The following is a 21,166-nucleotide window of genomic DNA, read 5'->3' as shown; positions in this document are numbered from 1 at the left end:
ATCTAAAAGTTGCATTTATCTGTTGAATTCAAGTAAAAATAAAATTCATGAATACTAAAGCTCAACAAAAAAATACTAGAATTTGTATTGTAGAGTTGCATAAAAACTTCGTGGTAAAGCAGGTATAATTCCCGGACCTGGATAACCGGTAGCACGTTGAGTAAAATAGATTTCATTCAGAAGATTATTCACACCGGTTTCTAGCGTCCACTTTTGGTAACGATAGGAAAAAGATAGGTCAAAAACTCCATAAGCAGGAATACTCCCTATAATCCCACTTTGGTTGTCGTTTAAATCCTGCGGTGCATTGGTGGCGTCTGTAAATTGTTCTGAAAGATAAGAATACTGAATATCAACTAGAAAATTTTTATAACCGGCTTTTAATCCAGTTCTTAAATTAATATTAGGCACAAATGGCAGCTCATTATCTTTTACGCCAGGTTCTTCAGATTGTGTAAAAATAGATTGAGTTAGCGCAAGATTTACATAATAATTCAGTCGAAGTTCTTTTTCATTTTTAAAAAAACTTTCTTTAATGTTCCAGTCTACTAGACTTTCTAATCCATAAATCAATGCATTTCCAATATTACTTCTATAGCGAACCACTCTTCCTGCCGGAACTTCTTCACCAAAAGCATTAATTCGGGTACCTACTCGTTGTACTTCAGAAATAATATCTTCGTACCAAATTCCAAAAACATTAGCATCATAGGAAATAACATTATTGAAGCGACCACGAAAACCAAAATCAGCAGTAAATCCATCTTCATCTTTTATATTTGGATCAACTTGAAATGAAGGATTAATTATTCTAATATCGTTAAAGGTAACAGAGCGGTAGTTTCTAGAAATATTAGCATATACTTCTGCAAATTGTTTAGGTTTATAGCTTATGCCTAAACCACCTAAAAGAATCACGCGTTCTCGAGAACGCTGGTCTACAAAAGTAGAATCTTGCAATGCATTTCCAGCTAAATCGCTATTTACAGCACGGTAGGTGCCATTTGCTTCGGTTTTAATATATTCTAATCTAAATCCTGGTGTTACAGAAAGTTGGTCGTTGATGTAAAAAATATTTTCACCAAAAACAGCTAAGTTCAAGTTGGGAAAATCAAAATCAGATTGCCTTAATTCTGTTGGTAATTCAGCTACGGGATAATCTACAAAATTGAAATTGGCTTCAGCATCTCTTGTTCCAGGTCCTTGCCTTTGCGCATTCCTAGCATGGTAATATTTAGTTCCAAGCAGTAAAGTAGAGTTTATCTTAGAATCGATTTTGTATTCTGTTAAGTATCTAAATTCTGCTCCCCAATTTACAAAATCACCACGTTCTAAATCTCGTGGTTCAGACAAGTTATCTAGTTGCGATACTCGATCGGTTCTAAAACCAATAGCATCTCTAGAAGAATTCATACCCCAAGCTATCAGGCTAATTTTACTTTTTTTGGATAGTTGGTAATTGAATTTTGCAGTTAATAAATTCCAGTTTACCCGAAACCAGTTTCGAGTTCGATTGCTAAATGTAGCATCTTCGTAAAATTGTACATCGGTAAGTCCTCCAGCTTGCTGAGCAAGGTAACTTAAGTGCGTGTATTCTAAAGCTACTTTGGTCTTTTCATTAAATTGGTAGTTGAGGTTTGTATAGGCATTAAACGATTCAAGACTCATATTTTCTCTAGGAGCCATTCCTATATTGTTTTTATAATTAACATAGGTGTAATGACTAAATTTACCATTCGTGCCACTAAAGCTGTTGAAGGTAGAATAACCACAATTGGTGTCAAAAGATTGTCTGCTCACTATTTCCAAGTCTTTTGTGGAAGGCGATTTTAATTTGAAATTAATTAAACCACCAAATTGAGTTCCGTATTGTAGTGAAGCCGCTCCTCTAATAATTTGTATTTCTTGTAAAGCTTCTGCTGGCGGAGTATAATAACTTTCTGGATAACCAAGTACATCTGCACTGATGTCGTAGCCATTTTGCCGGGTGTTAAAGTTAGATGTTCTGTTTGGGTCCAAACCACGACCACCAATGGAAAGTTGTAAGCCACAGTTTGTACTTTCATAAATATTTAGTCCAGCTACTTGAGCAAAAACCTGTCGTGCATTAGAATTCGATTTATTTCCAATCATTTGTCCAACAAGCACAACTTCTGTTTTTTTACCGGCATTGATTTGCAAATCTTCTACGTCTTTAAGCCTTCTTAGCTGAAAAAGCTCTCTTTTTTTGGCTTGCACAACAACTTCAGATAAATTAATAGATTGGTTTAATATAAATGTTCTTTGGCTATCATTTTGCAAGTCAATCGTTTTTTCATCATAAGAATAGTTATCAATTAAGAAAACAAATGTATGTTGACCAGCTTTTAAATTTTCAAATTTAAAATTTCCATTGGCATCACTTAAGCTCGTATTGCCAGAAAAGGTATCCCAAACCTGAACATTTTCCATCGGTTTTTTATTCTCTTTGTTAAGAATTTTACCTTGTAGTGAAAATTGAGCATGCATACCAAATACAGTAAACACACTAAAAAATATAATTAGTTGTTTAAAAACCATAAATCTTTTCATTAAAAGGTAAAATCCAATTTTTGTGTTGCCAAGTGTCTTTTACTTTTGTGAGATCTACATTAGGATCTATGTAGCGTTTACTAGTTCTTCCATTTAAGGCAATAAAACTATCCACATAAATTTCTGGGTTCGAAATCCCTTTTTCTTGGTAGTAATCTTCTAAATAATGAGCAAATTCTAAAATTAAGTCTGCTTGTATGCGCATTTGTTTTTGTTGGTATTCCGTTAAGAAATTTTGATTCTCTACATAAAACCATTTATCCGTAGTTGGATTTACCACTTTAAATTGAACATAACCACCTTTTTCCATCAGCATAACTCTCCAAGAGTATCGGTAACCTTCTTCGGTCCAGAACAATTCGTCTGAATAAAGCAAATACCTAAATGGGAACACCAATTGAAAACTGAAAAAAACAATAAAAAAAACGGCTAATGTCTTTTTCCTAAAGCTTGGTTTCCATTCTAATACAGCTTGCTCTTGTGTGTTTTTTAAATTGAAAGACTTTCGAATAAATGTGATAATTTTTTCGTGAAATGAAGCATCAAAAAAGATGAGTGTCGCACAAATCATTACATATGGGAAAATGCCTATTGGAAATAAAACGCGAGTCATCACATGAAAAACAACTACTAAAACGAAAGCAAATGTTCTTGTGCGCTTATTGAACAATAAAAAAGGAATAAGTAAGTCATATAGCATTCCGCTCCAACTCATAACATAATGTACCCATTCCAGTTGAAATAGTTGACCTAAAACAGGTAAATCATAACGCGATGGTAACCAAATTTTAAGTGGCATGGCGTTGAATAACCATTCTGAATTTATTTTAGCTAATCCTGCATAAAAGTAAACTATGCTTAACATGAATTGAATTACAAAAATATTGTAACGCGGAATTTTATGAAAAGCTATTTTTTTATTCTGGAAAGCATCAATTGAAAAATAGGCGTTAGCCGGCAAAAAGATTAGCAAAAAACTTATAATACTCACAAAGTAATAGTGATTGAGGTAGTAAGTTTTGTCAATGAGTTCGCAGTAGGTAAAACTCAAAAAGAAAATTAAAATAGATAACCTATATTTATAACCAATTGTAACCCCAATGGCTGCTAAAAAGGATATTAGATAAAGCAAATAGGTATAAACCCCTAAGGATTCTACAAATTCAAATCCATAATATTTAAAATGAAATTGAGGTACTATGTAATATTTTTCTACCCATCCTTGCCCTACAAAACGCAAAGTCGTGTAAAGCATTAAGAGTCCAAATATAACTCTAAAAACCGCTAGTGGAGCGGCTTTTATAGGAGTTGTTAAGTAATTGAGAATTTGTTTGTTCAAGTAAATAGGCTAAAAGATTATTAAATAGTTATCGGTTAATCACCATCTCCACTATCAAATTCTAACGCAATACTCAAAGCAGAAAACATATCAGATTTTAGAAAAACTACATTGTCTTGTAGACTTTCAAAAACTTCTAACATTCCGTTATTGTTAGTGTTTATTTGATTATAAAAACTATTATCTAGTGCATTAATACTAGTAATGGATTCTTCGTATTGATTATTAATTAAAGAGCTTAAGCTATCTCCATTTTTTATTACATCTAAAAAGTCGAGATAATTTGCGAAACTTTCAGCAGAAGTGTTTTCATTAAATTCATTTCCATTAAAGAAATTTTTATGTGCTTCTAAAGCTTCTAGGGCAAGCGACTTAGATAATTCTTTATTATAAAAAGCTTCAACTCGATTTGGTTGTGGGTCGCCACCCGAATACACACCGGCTGGAAAACCTATTTTTCCATTTCTAAACCGAACTTCGTAATATTCCATAAAAACGTTGGCCATCCTGTTGGTAGAACTATTTGCAGAAGAACCTGAATTTTGAACAAACACATCTCGATATGCATTTTGCCAATCATCTAAAACCTGAGCACCAAGGCTATTTATCCTAGTAACTACATCGGTTAAATATTGGCGGTATTTATCTCCATTTGCATCGTTATCGTATAATTCAACTAATTCTGTATCGCTCTCTGCAATTCCGAAAAGTAGATAATCTAATGCAGGAAAACCTTGTTCGTCATTTAAGTTAGGGTCAGCTAGGTTGTAATTTTGGCTTTCAATAAGCAAATTTACGTTTTCGGCGTTTGTGGGGTAGGTGTTTACAAACGACCGTAAAACCACATCTCTTGCAGGTCCAATATCATACATTTCTACTTTTTGCCATGCAATGTAAGCATCTTGCCAAGCAGCTCTTAAATTTGTCAGGTTTTCTAAGTTAGTCTCGTTAACAAAGGTAGTGTTTGCCGTTTGTAGTGAATTTGTTTTACTAGCAAAATTTTGATAGGATGGAATAATTAAATTGTCTGCCCAATTGGTTAACATTTTGTTTCTGTCAAAATTGTTGGTTATGTTATTTTCTCCGTCAGAATCATCAGAAGAACAAGCCACTATACCAAAAGCCATTAGTAAAACAGTAAGTAGATAATAGAAATTCTTAATTTTCATAGTCTTTATATTTTAAATAGCGGACTTGCACAAATTAGCAAAGTCCGCTTAATTAAATGCTATTTTTTTTAGTTGTTAACATAAAAACTTTCAACTTCTGCATCGCTAAAGTTGTAAATATTTTGAATGTAACCTATTAAGTCTTCCAAATTTTGTAAAAGACTTGTATCATTCAAAAATTGGTAACTTTCAGGGTTTTGTCCTTCTTCAGCTTTTAATTCACTTAAAATGAAATCTATTTGAGCATCTGTAATTTGTTTTATGGGCATTCTTTTGAAACCATGAGCAAAAGCAACTCCTTCACCATAAGCATGCATTGCATTACCTAAAGCAATTTCTCTTTGTTCACCATCGGCTAATTGAAAAGCACCGTTTAATTGATCTACAGTAGATTTACAGTAAAAAATAACCGTTGCAAAGTTAGATTTTTCCCAGTTCAATAAATATTCATCTAAAGCATTATCTCTTTCTACATTAAAGTTGTTACCCGCATCCATAGCAGCTTTAGCTGTAATTAGGTTGTTTTTAATATCAAAAAAGAAACCTGTTTGTGCAGCTAAATCAGAACGTCTTTTAGAATATTTAGCAGCTGCCGTTACTTCAGTTATATCAAAACTTGGCTCCGTGCCGTGTATCTCGACCAGTCTATCGATTGCATCACTATTATTGAAGCCTTCTTCTCCTGATTTTATATTATTTACTACTGTAATGGCGTGATTGTAAAGCGCAGCACCAAAAGAACCTTTTTCTACCATTTGCTCAAGTTCAAGTCCATATTCGTCTAAAAGTCTTGTGCCTAACAAACCACCTTCACTAGTACCATCTGGAGTGTTACCTAAACCAGGATTTACAAAAGCTTCGCTAGAATTAGCAGCATTTACCAATTCTGGTAGCCATCCTTCAACAAGTGTTTTATAGTTAGATTCTGTAATAGAAGCTAAAGTTGAAGGATAATCAATAGATGAAATACCCGCGTTGGGTGCAGAAGCTTCAGCATCATTAACATCAGCAGTTAAACTTCCAAGTTCATCAATTACCATATCTTCCGTAGCAGCATTTGTAGCATAATCTACAGAAACATAGTTATCAGGAACAGTTAATCCTTGTAGTCCATTATCATCGTCGTCTGAGCATGACCATAAACTTAAAGCAAATATACCTGTGAGAATAGCTAATTGAGAGTGTTTTAAAATCTTCATTTTATATTTTTTTGTTTTTCTTGGACAAATATATGGAATGATTCTAAATAACAAAGCTTATCTGGATTAAATATAAATAAAATTTTAAGATTTATTGAATCATAAATCTTTGCACTTAATCTAATGAATTTAAAAATCAGATTATTTTTATGATTAGTTACTGAAATTCAGCAAATTAAAAGAATAAAATTATTTAGCCTTCAATTTGGCTATTTGAAATATTTGCAAAACTTAAACAAACAAAATAATTCACTTGTTTAATACTAATTCGATTCCTTAAGTTGAAGAAGTACACAGATATGCTTATTTCGGCTCTTTCGAAATGATTTTTAGAATAATTCTTAGCTGTTTTAAAACTTTAAGTAACCAGGTTAATACTTAAATTATAGTTTATGTAACATAGGTTGCGGAATTCTTCCTGTTGCTTTAATTAGATTTGTAAAAAAAAAATATGGATGTAGAAATTCTCTCTCGTATCCAATTTGCCTTCACTGTTGCTTTTCATTATATCTATCCGCCATTAAGTATTGGAATTGGTCTAATTATGGTTGTTTTTGAAAGTATGTTTTTGCGTACTAAACAAAAAGAATACGAAGTACTTGCTAAATTTTGGACTAAAATTTTTGCCATTACTTTTGGTATTGGTGTAGTTACTGGTATTGTAATGGAATTTGAGTTTGGAACCAATTGGGCAACTTATTCTCGTTATGTTGGCGATATTTTTGGAAGCGCACTTGCTGCCGAAGGCATTTTTGCATTTGCTCTAGAAAGTAGTGCGTTGGGTATTTTATTGTTCGGATGGAATCGAGTAAAACCTTGGGTGCATTTGGTCGCCACTTGGGCTGTTTTTCTAGGTTCAATGTTTTCTGCGGTTTGGATTGTTGTAGCCAATTCTTGGCAACAAACTCCTGCGGGTTATCATATTGTTGGAGAAGGCATGCAAGCTAGAGCTGAAATTGTAGACTTTTGGGCCATGGTTTTTAACCCATCTTCTGTAGACCGATTAACGCATGTTTGGCTCGGTGCTTTTTTAGCTGGAACTTTTTTAATTTTAAGTGTTCATGCGTATTATATTTTAAAGGGACGCTTTGTATTCTTATCTAAAAAAGCATTTAAAATAACTTTAGTGTTTGCAGCAGTTGCTTCTTTAGCTCAATTATTTACAGGTCATAGCTCTGCCGAAGGAGTTGCAGTTAATCAGCCAGCAAAATTAGCTGCTATGGAAGGTCATTTTGAAAAATCAGCTCCAGCAGATTTGTATGTACTAGGTTGGGTTAATAAAGAAGATAAATCTGTTACTGGTTTAAAACTACCCGGCGGACTTTCATTTATGTTACATCAGGATTTTGAAACTCCAGTAACTGGTTTAGATGCTTTTCCTGAAGAAGATCAACCATCGCAAGTAAATGCAGTTTTTCAATTTTATCATTTAATGGTAGCCATTGGTATGTTTTTAATTGCGTTAAGCTTATTTGCATTATGGCAATGGAAACGAGGCAAGTTATTTGAAAAAAAATGGTTACTATGGACATTCGTATTTACTGCCTTGCTGCCACAATTAGCTAATCAGTTTGGTTGGTTTGCTGCCGAAATGGGTAGGCAGCCTTGGGTAGTGTATGGTTTGTTAAGAACATCGGATGCTTTATCAAAAAGTGTTCAAGCTAATCAGGTTTTGTTTTCGCTAATCTTGTTCTTTGTGGTTTATCTAATTTTGTTTTTATTGTTTATTTATTTAATGAATAAGAAAATTAAAAGTGGTCCAGATAGTGATATAGATTTTGACAATGGTAGCTTAAATGAAGCAATAGCTAAAGAAATAGCAAAATAACAATATATGGAAACTTTATTAGGAATAGATTATCCAACATGGTGGTTCTTAGTAGTTGGAGCTCTTTTTTCGGGATATGCCATTTTAGATGGATTCGATTTTGGAGCTGGAGCTTGGCATATGCTTTTTAAACAAAACACCAGTAGAGAGACGGCTTTAAAAGCTATCGATCCTACTTGGCACGGAAACGAAGTTTGGTTAGTAATTGGTGGTGGAACCTTGTTTGCCGGTTTTCCTGTATTCTACGGAACCTTGTTTTCTGCCATGTATACGCCGTTTATTTTGTTTTTACTTTTTATTATTTTCAGAGGTATTTCTATTAAATTCAGAAATATGGAACATATGCCTTGGTGGAGAACTATGTGGGATTGGAGTTATTCTATATCTAGCATCATGTTGGCTTTTCTGTTGGGAGTAGTATTAGGAAATATTTTAAATGGAATGCCTTTGGATGCAAATTATGAATACACAGGCCGAGGTTTTTTTGAATTTTTAAATCCGTTTTCAATTTTAGTTGGGCTTACTAGTTTAGCCCTTTTTATGATGCATGGTGCAATCTATTTACTGCTTAAAACAGAAGGCAAATTATTCGACCGTATTCAAGGATTCTTAAAAAAAGGCATGGTGTTTTTTATTGTAGCATATATTATTACTACGGGTTATGGATTTTTATTTTTAGACCATTTATTAGTGGTTTTTGAAGAAAATAAAATATTATTTGTTGTTCCTTTTTTAGTTTTTTTAAGTATTGCTAACGTTCCCAGGTTAGTTAGTAAAAAAAAATATGGCTGGGCCTTTATCTTTACCAGCATTACCATTGCCTTGCTACTCGTAGTTGTTGCATTTGAATTGTATCCGAGATTGTTGTTGTCTAACCCAAGTATAGAAAATAGTATTACGATTTACAATGCAGCAGCATCCATTAAAACATTAAAAATTATGATGGGTTTTGTGGCAATCGGTGGTCCTTTGGTGTTGTTATATAGCTATTTTGTTTATAAAACATTTTGGGGTAAAGTAAAAACAGATTCCGAAGGCTATTAAGTTTTTACGTAACATAAGTAACCAAAGTTTTTTCTTTTTTCTAGCAACTTTGCTAACATGAAAAAACTCCTGCATTTCATTTTATTTGGACTCATTTCTACTTGTTTTGCTATAGCTCAAGAAGATGTTGAGCAATCTAAATCTTCCACAGAAATTGGTGTTGCCGGCGAGTTGCGTAATTTTTATATGCATACGCAAAACTTAGCATCTGGTTTAGAAGATTATCAAACCAATGCAACTTCCTTGCTGTTAAATTATAATTCGCCTATTTACAATAGTTTTAGTTTTCATTTGGGAAGCAGATACATAACTCGTTTAGATGATTTTGACTTAAATAAAATAGATCAATTAACCCAAAAGTCAGCTAAATGGGAATATGAGTTATACAATGTGCTAGATCGAAATGACTTTTCTATTTTAACGCTAGATGAATTTTACTTACAGTTTAAAAATGAAAAGCTTAACGCTAAAGTCGGAAATTTTTATAGTAAACACACTCCGTTTTTTAATCAAAGTGATGGGCGAATGCGACCTTTTGCTTATCGGGGTTTGTGTACAGTTTACAAGCATAACAACAAACATAAATTTGAATTTGCTTGGCTAACACATACATTGGTGCGCTCTACCGCTAATTGGTACAATTTTTCTGAAGCTATTGGTTTGTTTCCTCAAGGTATACAGCCTAATGGCGAAGTTGCAGCCTATGCAAACTATATTAGAAGTAATGGCGCTGGAATTTTTAATTATAGTTTTTCAAAAAAGCAAATTCAATTCGATTTTTATCAGTTTTATATAGATCAAGTAATTGGAATTTCTTTCGCCGAAATACAATATGAATTAGGAAAGTGGAGCTCAGGTTTGCAGTATGCTTACCAAATCCCACTACAAGATGAGCATATTCCATATCAAAACAGGTATATTCAACCAAACGAAAATGCTCAGGTACTAAGTTCAAAATTAAAGTATGCGTATTCAAATCAATTGCGATTTTCAGCAGCATATTCGTATGCATTTGCTTCTGGTAGAATGTTATTCCCAAAAGAGTTAGGTAGAGATTGGTTTTATACTTCTATAGCTAGAGCAAGAATGGAAGGTCTGGGCGATACACACGCAATTTTGTTTACAGGAAACTATCTTTTTATTAAACCAGCTATTAACTTGAATTTTCAATTCATTCAAATGTATGGGCCTAAACAAAACGATTTTCGTTTTAATAAATACAACATCGACGAATTTTGGCAGTTAAATACTAAATTAACTTACCAAATAGATTTTTTAAAGGGTTTAGAATTTGATGCTTTATTTATTATTAAAGAAAACTTCAACTCCAATGCAGTTGATTTTGTCTTTAACCGCAGCAATTTTGCTCAGTTAAACTTTATTACGAAATTATATTTTTGAAAGTGATATTTATTTTTCTAACGTAAAATTAAATCCGAGTGAAAATATATTTGCGGTATAATTAAATTGGCTTCTTTCGTATGCATTGAATTCTAATTCGATACTTTTTAATTTTAAATAACTTAAATTGAATTTGCCTAAAGGGTCGTAATATTTGAAACCAAGACCATACTGATGGGCATCGTATGACGCTAAATCGTAATCGGAAGTATAATATTTTGCTGTTGATAGAGCTTGATTATATAAGTAAAAATCATCCGCCTTGTTTTGAGTATAGAACCGGTACATGGGATAGATTGTAAAAAAATCACCTATTTTAATTGGCGTTTCTATTTTAGCCGTATGCGAATTAATGCCCCAATCGTCTGTGTAAAAGCGATAAAAACTTCGAATAACTAGATTTTCATTGATGTAAAAATTAGTTCTATTCCCTATGGCAATTTTTGTTCGGGTGTCTGGTAAACGTTCTATGTCGTTTGCTAATTGAAAGTTTTCGATAAAGCTATCTTCTATATCTCCAAAGTAAATTCGTTGATGAGGGGTAGACAATAAACCATCTTGAAAAATAAAATCTGCTAAAAACAAAGTTTGTACTTTTTTAGAAAGAATTTGTGAAAAACTGATTCCTAAACTGTAAGAGTTTCGATTTAAATTATCGAAATTGGTAAAAGAAATATTGTATTCTTGATTGCCTTCTATGATATAATTTGATAAATTAAATTTACCACCATCATCTTTAGGAAGTAAATTCTTTCCTAATCCATTTCTCAATTCTATTGGATATTGTGGTGACCATTGGTCTAGAAATACATTAGCTTTTAGGCCTATTTCTGTATTTTTTTGGTTAAATAGCTTTGAAACACTCCCACCAAAACCGATAGAAGTATAGTCATATTCATTGGCAAAAGAAACATTTCCTGTCCAATTAAAATTTCTATCGTCTGATGAATGCGTATACGAAACTACTACATTACTCCATACGTCTTGCCTTGATGCACCCGAAGATGCAACAAATGGATCAGCTGGTTGATTGCCATCAAACGGATTAATATTACTTGATGAAGCAGATGTATATGCAGAAATACTTCCATCTATGGTTAAAATATCGTCATCATTCAATGGAATAGCTACTACAATAGTAGAAGCAATATCGGTAAGTTCTTCGCTACCAATACCACCACTTACTGAAGCATTTTCACCATCTTGCGAATAGTAGCTGCTCAAGAGCTTCATTTCGGTTTGATCGAGAACCTTTTTTTTGTAGTTCGTTTCTTTATTTTGTGCTTTTACAGATAAAAAGCTTAAAATAGAAAATACAATTATTAAATTATAGTTCTTCATTTTGTATATAATTAATTACAACCGCAACCACCACCTGTTTTGCCACCATTAGCTCCAGCCGCTGCTTCCCGATAAGATTGGAAAGTTGATTTATACTTGTCTAAATCACGTTCGGAAAGCTTCATGTCAGGGTCATTAATATTGACCTTCTCATATTCTTTAACCGCTACACAAGAGGTAAAAAAAAGACTGATAATTAAAAGTTTAGAAATTGATTTGATCATTTTGTTGAAACGTTTATGTTATTCGAAGTTTTTAAATTGCCATCATCTTTTACAATAATGGCTTCTACTTTTGGAAGTTGATTTATTAAGCTTATGCCTAATTCATCGCCTAATACAAATACGGCTGTTGCTAATGCATCTGCCATTTCAGCTTTTGGAGCAAATACAGTAACACTTAAAATACCTTTTGTAGGCATGCCTGTTCTGGGATCGATAATATGTGCATATCTTTTACCTTCAATCGTTAGATATTTTTCATAGTTACCAGAAGTTACAACAGCACTGTTTTTAAGCTCAAATAGGCCAAAGTTTTTTGAAACATCTAAAGGATTTACAATAGCTACTTTCCAAGGAATTGACGATGGTTGTAAACCCCAACTATTCATATCTCCAGAAGCATTAATAATACCAGCTAAAACTCCATGCTGTTGTAATAAATGCTTAGCTTTATCAGCTGCATAACCTTTACCTATGGCACCAAATCCTATCTTCATTCCTTTTTTGGAAAGAAAAACAGAACTTTCTTCATTATTTAAAATAATATCCTTGTATCCAATTGCTTTTATAAATTCCGCTATTTCTACTTTACTAGGCATTTCCATTTCTTTACCATTGAATTTCCATATTTTGTTGGTAGCAGCAAAACTTATATCAAAAGCACCATCAGTAATTTCAGATAAAGCAATAGAGCGTTTAATGAGTTGAAAAAGCTCATGGTCTACAACTACAGGTTTGATGCCTGCATTTCGATTAATTTTAGAAGTTTGAGAAGTGGGTTTCCAAGACGAGATTAAATGCTCAATACGTTCAATCTCTTCTATAGCTAAATCAATCTTTGTGTTTGCTTCTTTTTGAGAGTTTGCTGTTATGGTGATGTCAAAATTGCATCCCATTGAGTTGAAATTTCTCTTATAGGTAGATTGACTGTGAATTGAAAAACAACCTAGCATCAAACAAAATAAAATGACATTATTTTTCATGAATAGCCAATATGTATTGTTCTGGAGTAAGATTTTTGTAGCCTAACTTATTTAATTCTTCACCTTTGTCGTTAAGTAATATAACCAAAGGGAAATGACCCTTAGGATTATATTTTTCAGCAAGTTTTGTGTTTTTTATAGCTTGATTTTCAGATAATTTATTGCCTTTCCTTTTTGGAAAATCTGCTTTTACCAAAATTAAATTGGCTTCTGCATGTTTTTTAAACACTGCTGTTTGCCAAATTTCTTGGTCAAGTTTAATGCAAGGTCCACACCAATCTGAACCAGAAAAAACCAGCAAAATTTGTTTTTGATGTTTTTTTGCTTCCAGCTTAGCTTGCTCTAAATCTAGTTGCCAATTTTGAGCAAAAGAGGGAATACTCAAATTAACTATTAATAAAAAAAGTATTGTTTTCATGACGTATTTTGTTTAACAAATTAACGTCAAAATAATCAGTGGATTGTTTGTTTATTGGCATCTTAAGCCAATCTTAAGTTTAGCTTAGTTAGGAATATAAAGTACAAAAGTTGTTTGGTTATTTAGCTTAACTTTAATTTGATAACCTAATAAATTGGCTGCTTTTTTTGCTAAAGCCAAACCAATTCCATGGCCTTTCTCGGTAGTGTCTTTTGGTCTGTGAAAAATTTCAAAAATAGAATTCACATCTTCTTCTTTTAAATTACCACCTTTATTTGAAATAGATATTTTTATAAAATTACTTTGCTCTTCTAAAGTGATTTTAATTGGATGCTTAATTTCAGAATATTTAATGGCATTGGACATTAGGTTTTCTAAAATAATTTTCAGAAAATAAACATTGGTCTCTAGTATTGGACTAGTTAGTTTTTCATCTAGAATTATACGCAATTCCTTTTCTTTAATTTGTGCTTTAAATAATTTGATTTTCGAATTGAATATATCAATTACGTTAATTTTTGTTTTTTTAAGTTGTTTGGCATCTTCATCTAACCTAGCTAACATTAACAAATTATCTAACGCAAGATTTAGTCTATTTATCCTATCTATTGTTTCTTCAATGCTTTCTTTATATTCTACTACTGTTCTTTTTTTTCTAAGCAATACTTCTAAATTGCCTTTAATTGCAGTAAGTGGTGTCCTTAATTGATGCGAAGCATTGGCTGTAAATTCTTTTTCCTTTTCAATAGAAGTATGAATTCGGTCTAGAAAACTATTTATACTTTTAGACAGTACGCTTAATTCGTCTTTTCCATTTATTTCCTTTACTCTCAAATTTAAGTTACTGGCTGATATAATCTCAACAGTATCGGCAATTTTTGTGAGTGGTTGTATAGTAATTTTAGAAATATATCTTGAAGCAAAAAAGGTAATAAACAATAAAAAAGGATAGATAGCAATTAGGTTTTGCTTTAGATTTTGTAAAACGGAAAGCGTATCTTCTGTTGAAACAGCAATACCTAGGTGTCCGTAATGTTGATTGTTTTTTATTAGATTAAGTTGAATTTGACGAAGGGGTTCTTCTAAAACTTGGCTGTTAAAAATTATTTTTTTAGTTGAAAAAGTTTCATTAACAATGCGCTCATTTTTTAGATTTTCTGACTTTACTAGTAGTTTTCCATTGGTGTTAACAAGTTCTATATAAATAGGATATACTTCAATTTCTAAATGTTCTCTTTCTAAAAGTTCTTCTGGATAAGCAAAATAAACGCTGTCTTTTTCAAAAATTAATTCGTTGAAGTGTTTGTTGGCTTCAAATTCTAGTTTTTCATCAATTTCACTGAAAGATGAAATTTTTAAACTTTGATATATGCTTATAAATATAGTAAACGATAACAAGGCTACCAAAATAGTAGAAATAAAAGCAATTCTATTTTTTATGGATAAATTCATTCTTCTGCTTTAAAACCTGCTCCACGGATAGTTTTTATCAGTTGGTCTCTTTTTAAATTAAGTTTTTTGCGTAAAGCATTCATGTGTACGTCTAAGACACTAGTATCGTATTCAAAATGAATGTCCCAGACATCTTCAATGATTTTTTGGCGACTACAAACTTGCCCTTTATTTCTAATTAAATAGACAAGCATTTGATATTCTTTTTCGGTTAAGTTTATTATTTCTTCTTGGCTATAAACAATATGCCTAGAAGTATCTACTTTTAAAAAGTCCAATTCTAGGAGCTCACCAATTTTGTAAAATGTTTTTATTTGAATTTCAATGCGTGCTAATAATTCAGAAAAATGAAATGGTTTTTTTAAATAGTCGTTTGCTCCTGATTTTAAACCTGTAATCGTATCTTCAACTTTGTCTTTCGCTGTTAAAAAAATAATTGGTCCTTTAAAATCCTTTGTTCTTAAGGTTTTACAGGTTTGTATTCCGCTCACCTTAGGCATCATCCAATCTAGTATAACTAAATCTACATGATTTTTTTCTATGTAATTTATTGCTTCTTCACCATTGGTGACTAACTTAACTTGGTAACCTTCTTCTTGTATACCTTTTTTTAAAAACGTGGCTATTTCGTATTCATCTTCCGCAATTAATAGCTTAAAGTTTGAAGTATTCATCTTATAAATTTTGAATAATTAATGGTCATGCCCACCACCTTCGCCTTCAACTACATCAAAGGCGCCTTGGGTTAAAAATCGAGTTTTCTTCGAAAAAGAATTATCGCTTCGCAAAGGCTTAAAATTATTTTGCTCTGTAAGGTTTTCTACTTCTATAAGTTTAAAATGCAAAGCATCAGCGGTTTCTTCTTTAAGTTGAAGCACATGCAATTTGTTTTCATGCTCTACAAATGCTGTTGATGGTAGAGCTATTTCTTGTTTAGCATTACTTACAAAATAGGCTTCTACAAACATGCCAACCGCAAATTTTTCATCTTCGTTTATTGGATGTGCATGTATGCGAACACTTCTGTTTTCGTTAACTTCAGCACCAATAAGTTGTACATATGCGGCATATTTTTGGTCTGAAATTTCAGGAATTTTGAATTTCAAACTATCTCCTTTTTTTACTTTTAAAATGTCTTTTTCAAACACATCTAACTCCAAATGAACATGGTCAGTATCTAAAATCTCCATAATTAAAGTTGAATTGTCCAAAAACATTCCTTGAGCAACATTTATCTTGGCAATTTTCCCGCTAATGGGAGAATATATACTGATTTCATCACTGTAATTTCCCGCTAAAACCGATTTGGTATTTACATTCATTAATTGCAAAGTTTTCTTTAATCCTAATACTTTGGCTTGCATTTGTAAGTAATCGCTTTTGGCTTTTTGAAATGCTTTTTCTGAAATAACTTGATCGGCCCGTAAATTTTGCTTGCGCTGAAATTCTGAGTTAAGATATTCCAATTTACTAGCATTTGCAGCATAATTTTGTTGAAGCTCAATAAAATCTGGGTTTTTTAGTTGAAGCAATAAATCTCCTTTTTGTACTTCATCTCCAACCAATAAACTGGTTTTGCTTACAAATCCACTAAAAAAGGAACTTACTAAAGCGCGATTTTTTGGAGGAACATCAATCATGCCGGTTACACGAAATGTTTCTGCAAATGTTTTGTTTTCTGCTTCTCCTATTTCAAAATCTCCATTATTAAATTGTGTTTTGGTGATGATTACTTCATCTTCATGTGTATGGTGTTCTTCTTTTTCTTCATTTTTTTCTGTTGTTGTTTGTTCTGCACAATTTATAAAGAGCAAAAAACAAAGTAAACTACTGTATATGTTTATATTTTTCATGGTCTTAGTTTAAAAGTAGGTAATTAAATTGAATGATTTGTTGGTTGTAATTGGCGAGTAAGTTGAGGTACTCTAATTTAATTTGCAAAGCATTGTCCACACTTTGCGCATACTGAAAGAAGTTGATTTCTCCATTTTTGAAGCTGCTCTCTGCTGTTTTTAAAATTTCTTCAGCTACCTTTAATTGGGTTTCTTCAAATCGATTTAAGCTTTCGGTTTGCGCAGTAATGCGATTGAGTAATTGATCCTGACGATTGCTTATGTCGAGCTGAATTTGTTCTTTTTCAAATTGAATTACTTCAGTTTTAATTTTCTGTGCTTTAATTTTTGCCCGGTCGCCAAAAAACAATAACGGGAGATTTAATCCAATTTGATAGCCATTAAAGTTTCTTTCTATAGAAGAATTACTTCTAACAAAATAACTAGCTGAAATACCAGGTAGCAATTCGTTCTTGGCCAAACTCAATTCTTTTTCTGCCAATTGTACTTCGGCTTCTTTTAATGCTAAATTTGGATGATTTTCTAAATTATTCATTTGTAGGTTTAAGCGTTTTGTTTTTTTGATTTGTAAGCGAATTTCATCGTCAGTCTGTACCAAGTTTTGCAATTGGAGTTGGTTGTTTTTTAGCTCCGCATCGAGCAATTGTAACTGATTTTCAATCTGGGATTGTTTAGCTTGAGCTGTTATTTTTTCTAAGTAAGTAGATTCTCCTTCTTCAAAACGCCGCGAAGCCATTCTATAAAAGTCAGCGTAAATTTGGTTTAAGTCTTTATAAATTTCCATTTTAGAAAACAAGACCATTTGTTGATGATAAAGTATTTCTAAATTTTGCATTTGTCGTTGAATTGCCAATTCATTTTCACTGCCTTTTACTTCAGTTATCGATTTATTTCGTTGTAGACGCTTGCCATATACGGTAGGGAAGTCGAAATTCTGAATTCCTCCCCATTGGTATAAAGGTCGATTAGCTATTGGATCCCATTCCGCTTCATCATAATTTTGATAAACTTGAAACTTTTGAAACTGAAAAGCTTCACCTTCTGCCATTTTACTTTGTTCAATATTCTTACTCGAAGCTTGCAAACCTTTGTTGTTGCTTAGCATTAAGTTTTTTAAACTGTCTAGTTCTTTATTTTGTGCTTGAGTGGAAATTACACTTCCAAAGCCAAATAAGATCAGCAACACGATATTGGTTTTAGGTTTTGAGTGTTTCATAGCTTTGTTTTTTCCTTCAAAAATGGAGTACAGCACTGGTAATACGATTAATGTAAGTAGGGTAGAAGTTACTAATCCGCCAATAACTACAGTTGCTAAAGGGCGTTGTACTTCAGCTCCAGCTCCAGTAGAAATAGCCATGGGTAAAAATCCTAGTGCGGTGGAACTTGCGGTTAGTAAAACTGCCCGGAGACGATTTTTGGTAGCTTTTATAATGTTATGATGCGTTAAGTTTTCGCCATTTTCTTGTAAATCTTTAAAATATTCTACAAGTATAATTCCGTTGAGCACCGCTATACCAAATAGTGCTATAAAACCAACACCTGCAGAAATGCTAAATGGCATATCGCGAAGCCACAACAAGAAAATACCACCTACTGCAGAAAATGGAATAGCAGTAAAAATAAGCAGTGCATCTTTAATGGTTTTTAAAGCAAAATAAAGCATAATAAATATCAAAATTAAAGCAATAGGTACAGCAATTTGCAAACGTTTTGTTGCACTTTCTAAGTTTTCAAATTGGCCGCCGTAGGTAATGCTGTAGCCTGTAGGTAGATTTAAATTTTTAGAAATGGTTTTTTTAGCATCGTCTACAACCGATTTTAAGTCGCGATTTCGAACGTTAATACCTACTACAATTCTTCTTCGGGTTTCGTCTCTCGAAATTTTAGCTGGACCTTTATCGTATGTAACTTCGGCAACTTCGTTCAATGGGATTTGCCCATGGTTAGGCGTGTTAATCATTAAATTTTGCAAGTTGGTAATATCTTTCCGTTGGTTTTCTTTTAGCCGAACAACCAAATCGTAACGTTTCTCACCTTCAAATATTACACCAGCTTTTTTACCAGCAAATCCAGCAGAAATTACATCGTTAATGCCTTTAATTTGCAAACCGTATCTAGCGATTTTACTTCGGTTATATTTAACCGACATCTGTGGTAAACCCACAATTTTTTCAACCGAAATATCGCCAACACCTTTTATATTTTCTACCAACTCTCGTACTTCATTTCCTTTTTTGGCTAGTATATCTAAATCTTCACCAAAAATTTTAATAGCCACATCGGAGCGAACACCAGTTATTAACTCATTAAAACGCATTTCGATAGGCTGGGTAAATTCGATTTCCATATTAGGAATAATGCTTAATTTATCCTTTATCAATTCGGCCAATTCTTCTTTAGTATCTGCAGATGTCCATTCGCTTTTGGGCTTAAGGCGAATAATAACATCAGAATCTTGCATAGACATAGGGTCGGTTGGGATTTCGGCTGCACCAATTCTAGAAACCACCTGTACAACTTCAGGAAATTCTTCTAATAAAATTTTTTCAATCTGTGTAGTTCGTTCTATTGTGCCTTCTAGCGATTTCCCTGTTTTTAATATGGGCTGAATTACAAAATCGCCTTCATCTAAGGTCGGTACAAATTCACTTCCCATTTTGATGAACGTAAAAACCCCAACAAATACTAAAATTATTGCCGAAACTAAAACCAGTTTAGTATTTTCCAACGCCCATTTAATACTAGGGTTATAGAGGCGATTAATTTGATCGATGATTTTAGATGAAAGATTTTTTTCTTTTAATTTTTCGGGTTTCAAAAACCAACTGCTCGCTACAGGAATCCAGGTAAAACATAAAATAACAGCGCCGATTAATGCGAAACTGAAAGTTAATGCCATGGGTTTAAACATTTTGCCTTCAACACCGGTTAAGGATAAAATAGGAATGAATACTATTAAAATAATCAATTGTCCAAAAATGGCAGAGTTCATCATTTTACTTGCTCCTGTAAAGGTTACTTTATCTTTCAATTGTTGTAAGTCTTTAGCTGTTGAAGCTTTAAATTGTTTGGATTTCATCAGCATTTTAAAGGCAACAAATTCAACTATTATAACTGCGCCATCGATAATGATTCCAAAATCTAAGGCACCTAAACTCATTAAATTGGCATCGATATTAAAAATGTACATTAAGCTAATGGCAATTAGAAAACTCAGTGGTATAACGGAAGAAATAATTAATCCAGAACGGTAATCGCCGATTAATAGAATAACAATAAAAGTTACCACCAAAAAACCGAGAAGTAAATTCTCTACAACGGTAGAAGTTGTTCTGCTAATCAGTTCACTTCGATCTAAAAATCCATTGATGTAAACACCTTCTGGAAGTGTATTTTCAATCTCTCTTAAGCGTTGTTTTACATCATTAATTACTTGGTTGGAGTTGGCATCTTTCAGCATCATAATTTGCCCCAAGACTTTTTCGCCTTCGCCATTTCCAGTTATGGCTCCAAATCTTCTGGCATGCCCAAAGCCAACATTTGCCACATCACGAATTAAAATGGGTTGACCATTTCGATTTTCGACAACAATATTTTCAATATCTTCTATATCTTTCAGCAAAGCTTCTCCACGAATAAAGTAGGCTTGTTCATTTTTTTCGATATAGCTTCCACCAGCAACGGAATTGTTGTTCTCTAGGGCTTCTAAAATTTCAGTAATTGAAATATTTTTAGCTTGCAATTCTTCGCTAGCAAAAGCAACTTCATATTCTTTTAAATAACCGCCCCAAGTGTTTATTTCTACCACACCTTTTATTCCTGCCAACTGGCGTTTAACCACCCAATCTTGAATGCTTCGCAATTCTGTAGCATCGTATTTTTCTTTGTAATCTTCTTCTACTTCAAGCGTGTATTGGTAAATTTCGCCAAGACCTGTTGTAATTGGCCCCATTTTAGGGCTGCCAAACTCGCTTGGAATATGTTCTGCAGCTGCTTTAATTTTTTCTGAAATGAGTTGTCGTGGTAAATAGGTTCCCATTTCATCTTCAAACACAATAGTAACCACAGAAAGACCAAATTTTGATGTAGAACGAATTTCTTTTACACCCGGTAAATTAGCCATTTCTAGTTCAATAGGATAGGTTAAAAATTGCTCTACATCTGCAGTAGAAAGGTTGCGGGATGTTGTAATTACTTGTACTTGGTTGTTGGTAATGTCGGGTACGGCACCAATGCTAATTTGGCTTAAACTGTAGATGCCAAAACCTACAATTCCTGTAATAAATAAAATGATGAAGAACTTAGATTTTAAGCTAAATTCAATAATTTTTGAAAGCATTTAAAAAT

Annotated in this window: 15 protein-coding genes; 3 read left to right on the top strand and 12 right to left on the bottom strand. The window is 32.8% G+C overall.

Annotated elements, in window-relative coordinates:
• Positions 1-75: 75 nt before the first annotated feature.
• From IEV63_RS08495 to IEV63_RS08480, 4 genes are all read right to left on the bottom strand, one after another.
• Positions 76-2,559, bottom strand: a complete 2,484-nt coding sequence (locus tag IEV63_RS08495; RefSeq protein WP_229737219.1) for a TonB-dependent receptor domain-containing protein — start codon at positions 2,557-2,559, stop codon at positions 76-78.
• Complete coding sequence (locus tag IEV63_RS08490; RefSeq protein WP_188406375.1) at positions 2,549-3,910, bottom strand: HTTM domain-containing protein; 1,362 nt, start codon at positions 3,908-3,910, stop codon at positions 2,549-2,551. The genes IEV63_RS08495 and IEV63_RS08490 overlap by 11 nt, the downstream gene beginning before the upstream one ends.
• Positions 3,911-3,945: 35 nt before the next feature.
• Positions 3,946-5,079, bottom strand: coding sequence for an imelysin family protein (locus tag IEV63_RS08485; RefSeq protein ID WP_188406374.1), 1,134 nt, complete (start codon positions 5,077-5,079; stop codon positions 3,946-3,948).
• A gap of 68 nt (positions 5,080-5,147) precedes the next feature.
• Entirely contained in the window at positions 5,148-6,278 is a 1,131-nt protein-coding gene (locus IEV63_RS08480) for a hypothetical protein (protein WP_188406373.1), read from the bottom strand.
• 451 nt (positions 6,279-6,729) lie between these two features.
• Here IEV63_RS08480 and IEV63_RS08475 point away from each other — a divergent pair, with 451 nt between their 5' ends.
• The 3 genes from IEV63_RS08475 to IEV63_RS08465 are packed head-to-tail and all read left to right on the top strand — an operon-like array spanning position 6,730 to position 10,551.
• Positions 6,730-8,106, top strand: coding sequence for a cytochrome ubiquinol oxidase subunit I (locus IEV63_RS08475; RefSeq protein WP_188406372.1), 1,377 nt, complete (start codon positions 6,730-6,732; stop codon positions 8,104-8,106).
• Positions 8,107-8,112: 6 nt separating this feature from the next.
• Complete coding sequence (gene cydB, locus IEV63_RS08470; protein WP_188406371.1) at positions 8,113-9,150, top strand: cytochrome d ubiquinol oxidase subunit II; 1,038 nt, start codon at positions 8,113-8,115, stop codon at positions 9,148-9,150.
• 57 nt (positions 9,151-9,207) lie between these two features.
• Positions 9,208-10,551 carry a hypothetical protein gene (locus tag IEV63_RS08465; protein WP_188406370.1) on the top strand — a complete coding sequence of 448 codons (1,344 nt, stop codon included), beginning with the start codon at positions 9,208-9,210 and terminating at the stop codon, positions 10,549-10,551.
• 9 nt (positions 10,552-10,560) lie between these two features.
• Here the strand turns inward: IEV63_RS08465 and IEV63_RS08460 are convergent, their stop codons facing one another.
• The 8 genes from IEV63_RS08460 to IEV63_RS08425 form a co-directional block, all read right to left on the bottom strand.
• Positions 10,561-11,892, bottom strand: a complete 1,332-nt coding sequence (locus tag IEV63_RS08460; protein ID WP_188406369.1) for a DUF3570 domain-containing protein — start codon at positions 11,890-11,892, stop codon at positions 10,561-10,563.
• Between the two features lie 11 nt (positions 11,893-11,903).
• A complete protein-coding gene (locus tag IEV63_RS08455; RefSeq protein WP_188406368.1) occupies positions 11,904-12,116 on the bottom strand; it encodes a DUF4266 domain-containing protein in 213 nt (70 codons plus the stop codon).
• A complete protein-coding gene (locus IEV63_RS08450) occupies positions 12,113-13,009 on the bottom strand; it encodes an FAD:protein FMN transferase (RefSeq protein WP_373283728.1) in 897 nt (298 codons plus the stop codon). The genes IEV63_RS08455 and IEV63_RS08450 overlap by 4 nt, the downstream gene beginning before the upstream one ends.
• A 76-nt stretch (positions 13,010-13,085) precedes the next feature.
• On the bottom strand, positions 13,086-13,514 hold the full coding sequence (locus IEV63_RS08445) for a thioredoxin family protein (protein WP_188406366.1): 429 nt from the start codon (positions 13,512-13,514) through the stop codon (positions 13,086-13,088).
• Between the two features lie 84 nt (positions 13,515-13,598).
• Complete coding sequence (locus tag IEV63_RS08440) at positions 13,599-14,966, bottom strand: sensor histidine kinase (protein ID WP_188406365.1); 1,368 nt, start codon at positions 14,964-14,966, stop codon at positions 13,599-13,601.
• Positions 14,963-15,640: a response regulator transcription factor gene (locus IEV63_RS08435; protein ID WP_188406364.1), complete on the bottom strand. Its 678-nt coding sequence runs from the start codon at positions 15,638-15,640 to the stop codon at positions 14,963-14,965. The genes IEV63_RS08440 and IEV63_RS08435 overlap by 4 nt, the downstream gene beginning before the upstream one ends.
• 18 nt (positions 15,641-15,658) lie before the next feature.
• Positions 15,659-16,819, bottom strand: coding sequence for an efflux RND transporter periplasmic adaptor subunit (locus IEV63_RS08430; RefSeq protein ID WP_188406363.1), 1,161 nt, complete (start codon positions 16,817-16,819; stop codon positions 15,659-15,661).
• A gap of 4 nt (positions 16,820-16,823) precedes the next feature.
• The gene (locus IEV63_RS08425; protein WP_188406362.1) at positions 16,824-21,158 is read right to left on the bottom strand and encodes a CusA/CzcA family heavy metal efflux RND transporter; all 4,335 of its coding nucleotides are present in this window, start codon (positions 21,156-21,158) and stop codon (positions 16,824-16,826) included.
• Positions 21,159-21,166: the final 8 nt, after the last annotated feature.

The sequence above is a fragment of the Psychroflexus salis genome, assembly GCF_014640175.1.
GTDB classification, from domain to species: Bacteria; Bacteroidota; Bacteroidia; order Flavobacteriales; family Flavobacteriaceae; genus Psychroflexus; species Psychroflexus salis.
This window is presented reverse-complemented; position numbering and strand designations above follow the sequence as displayed.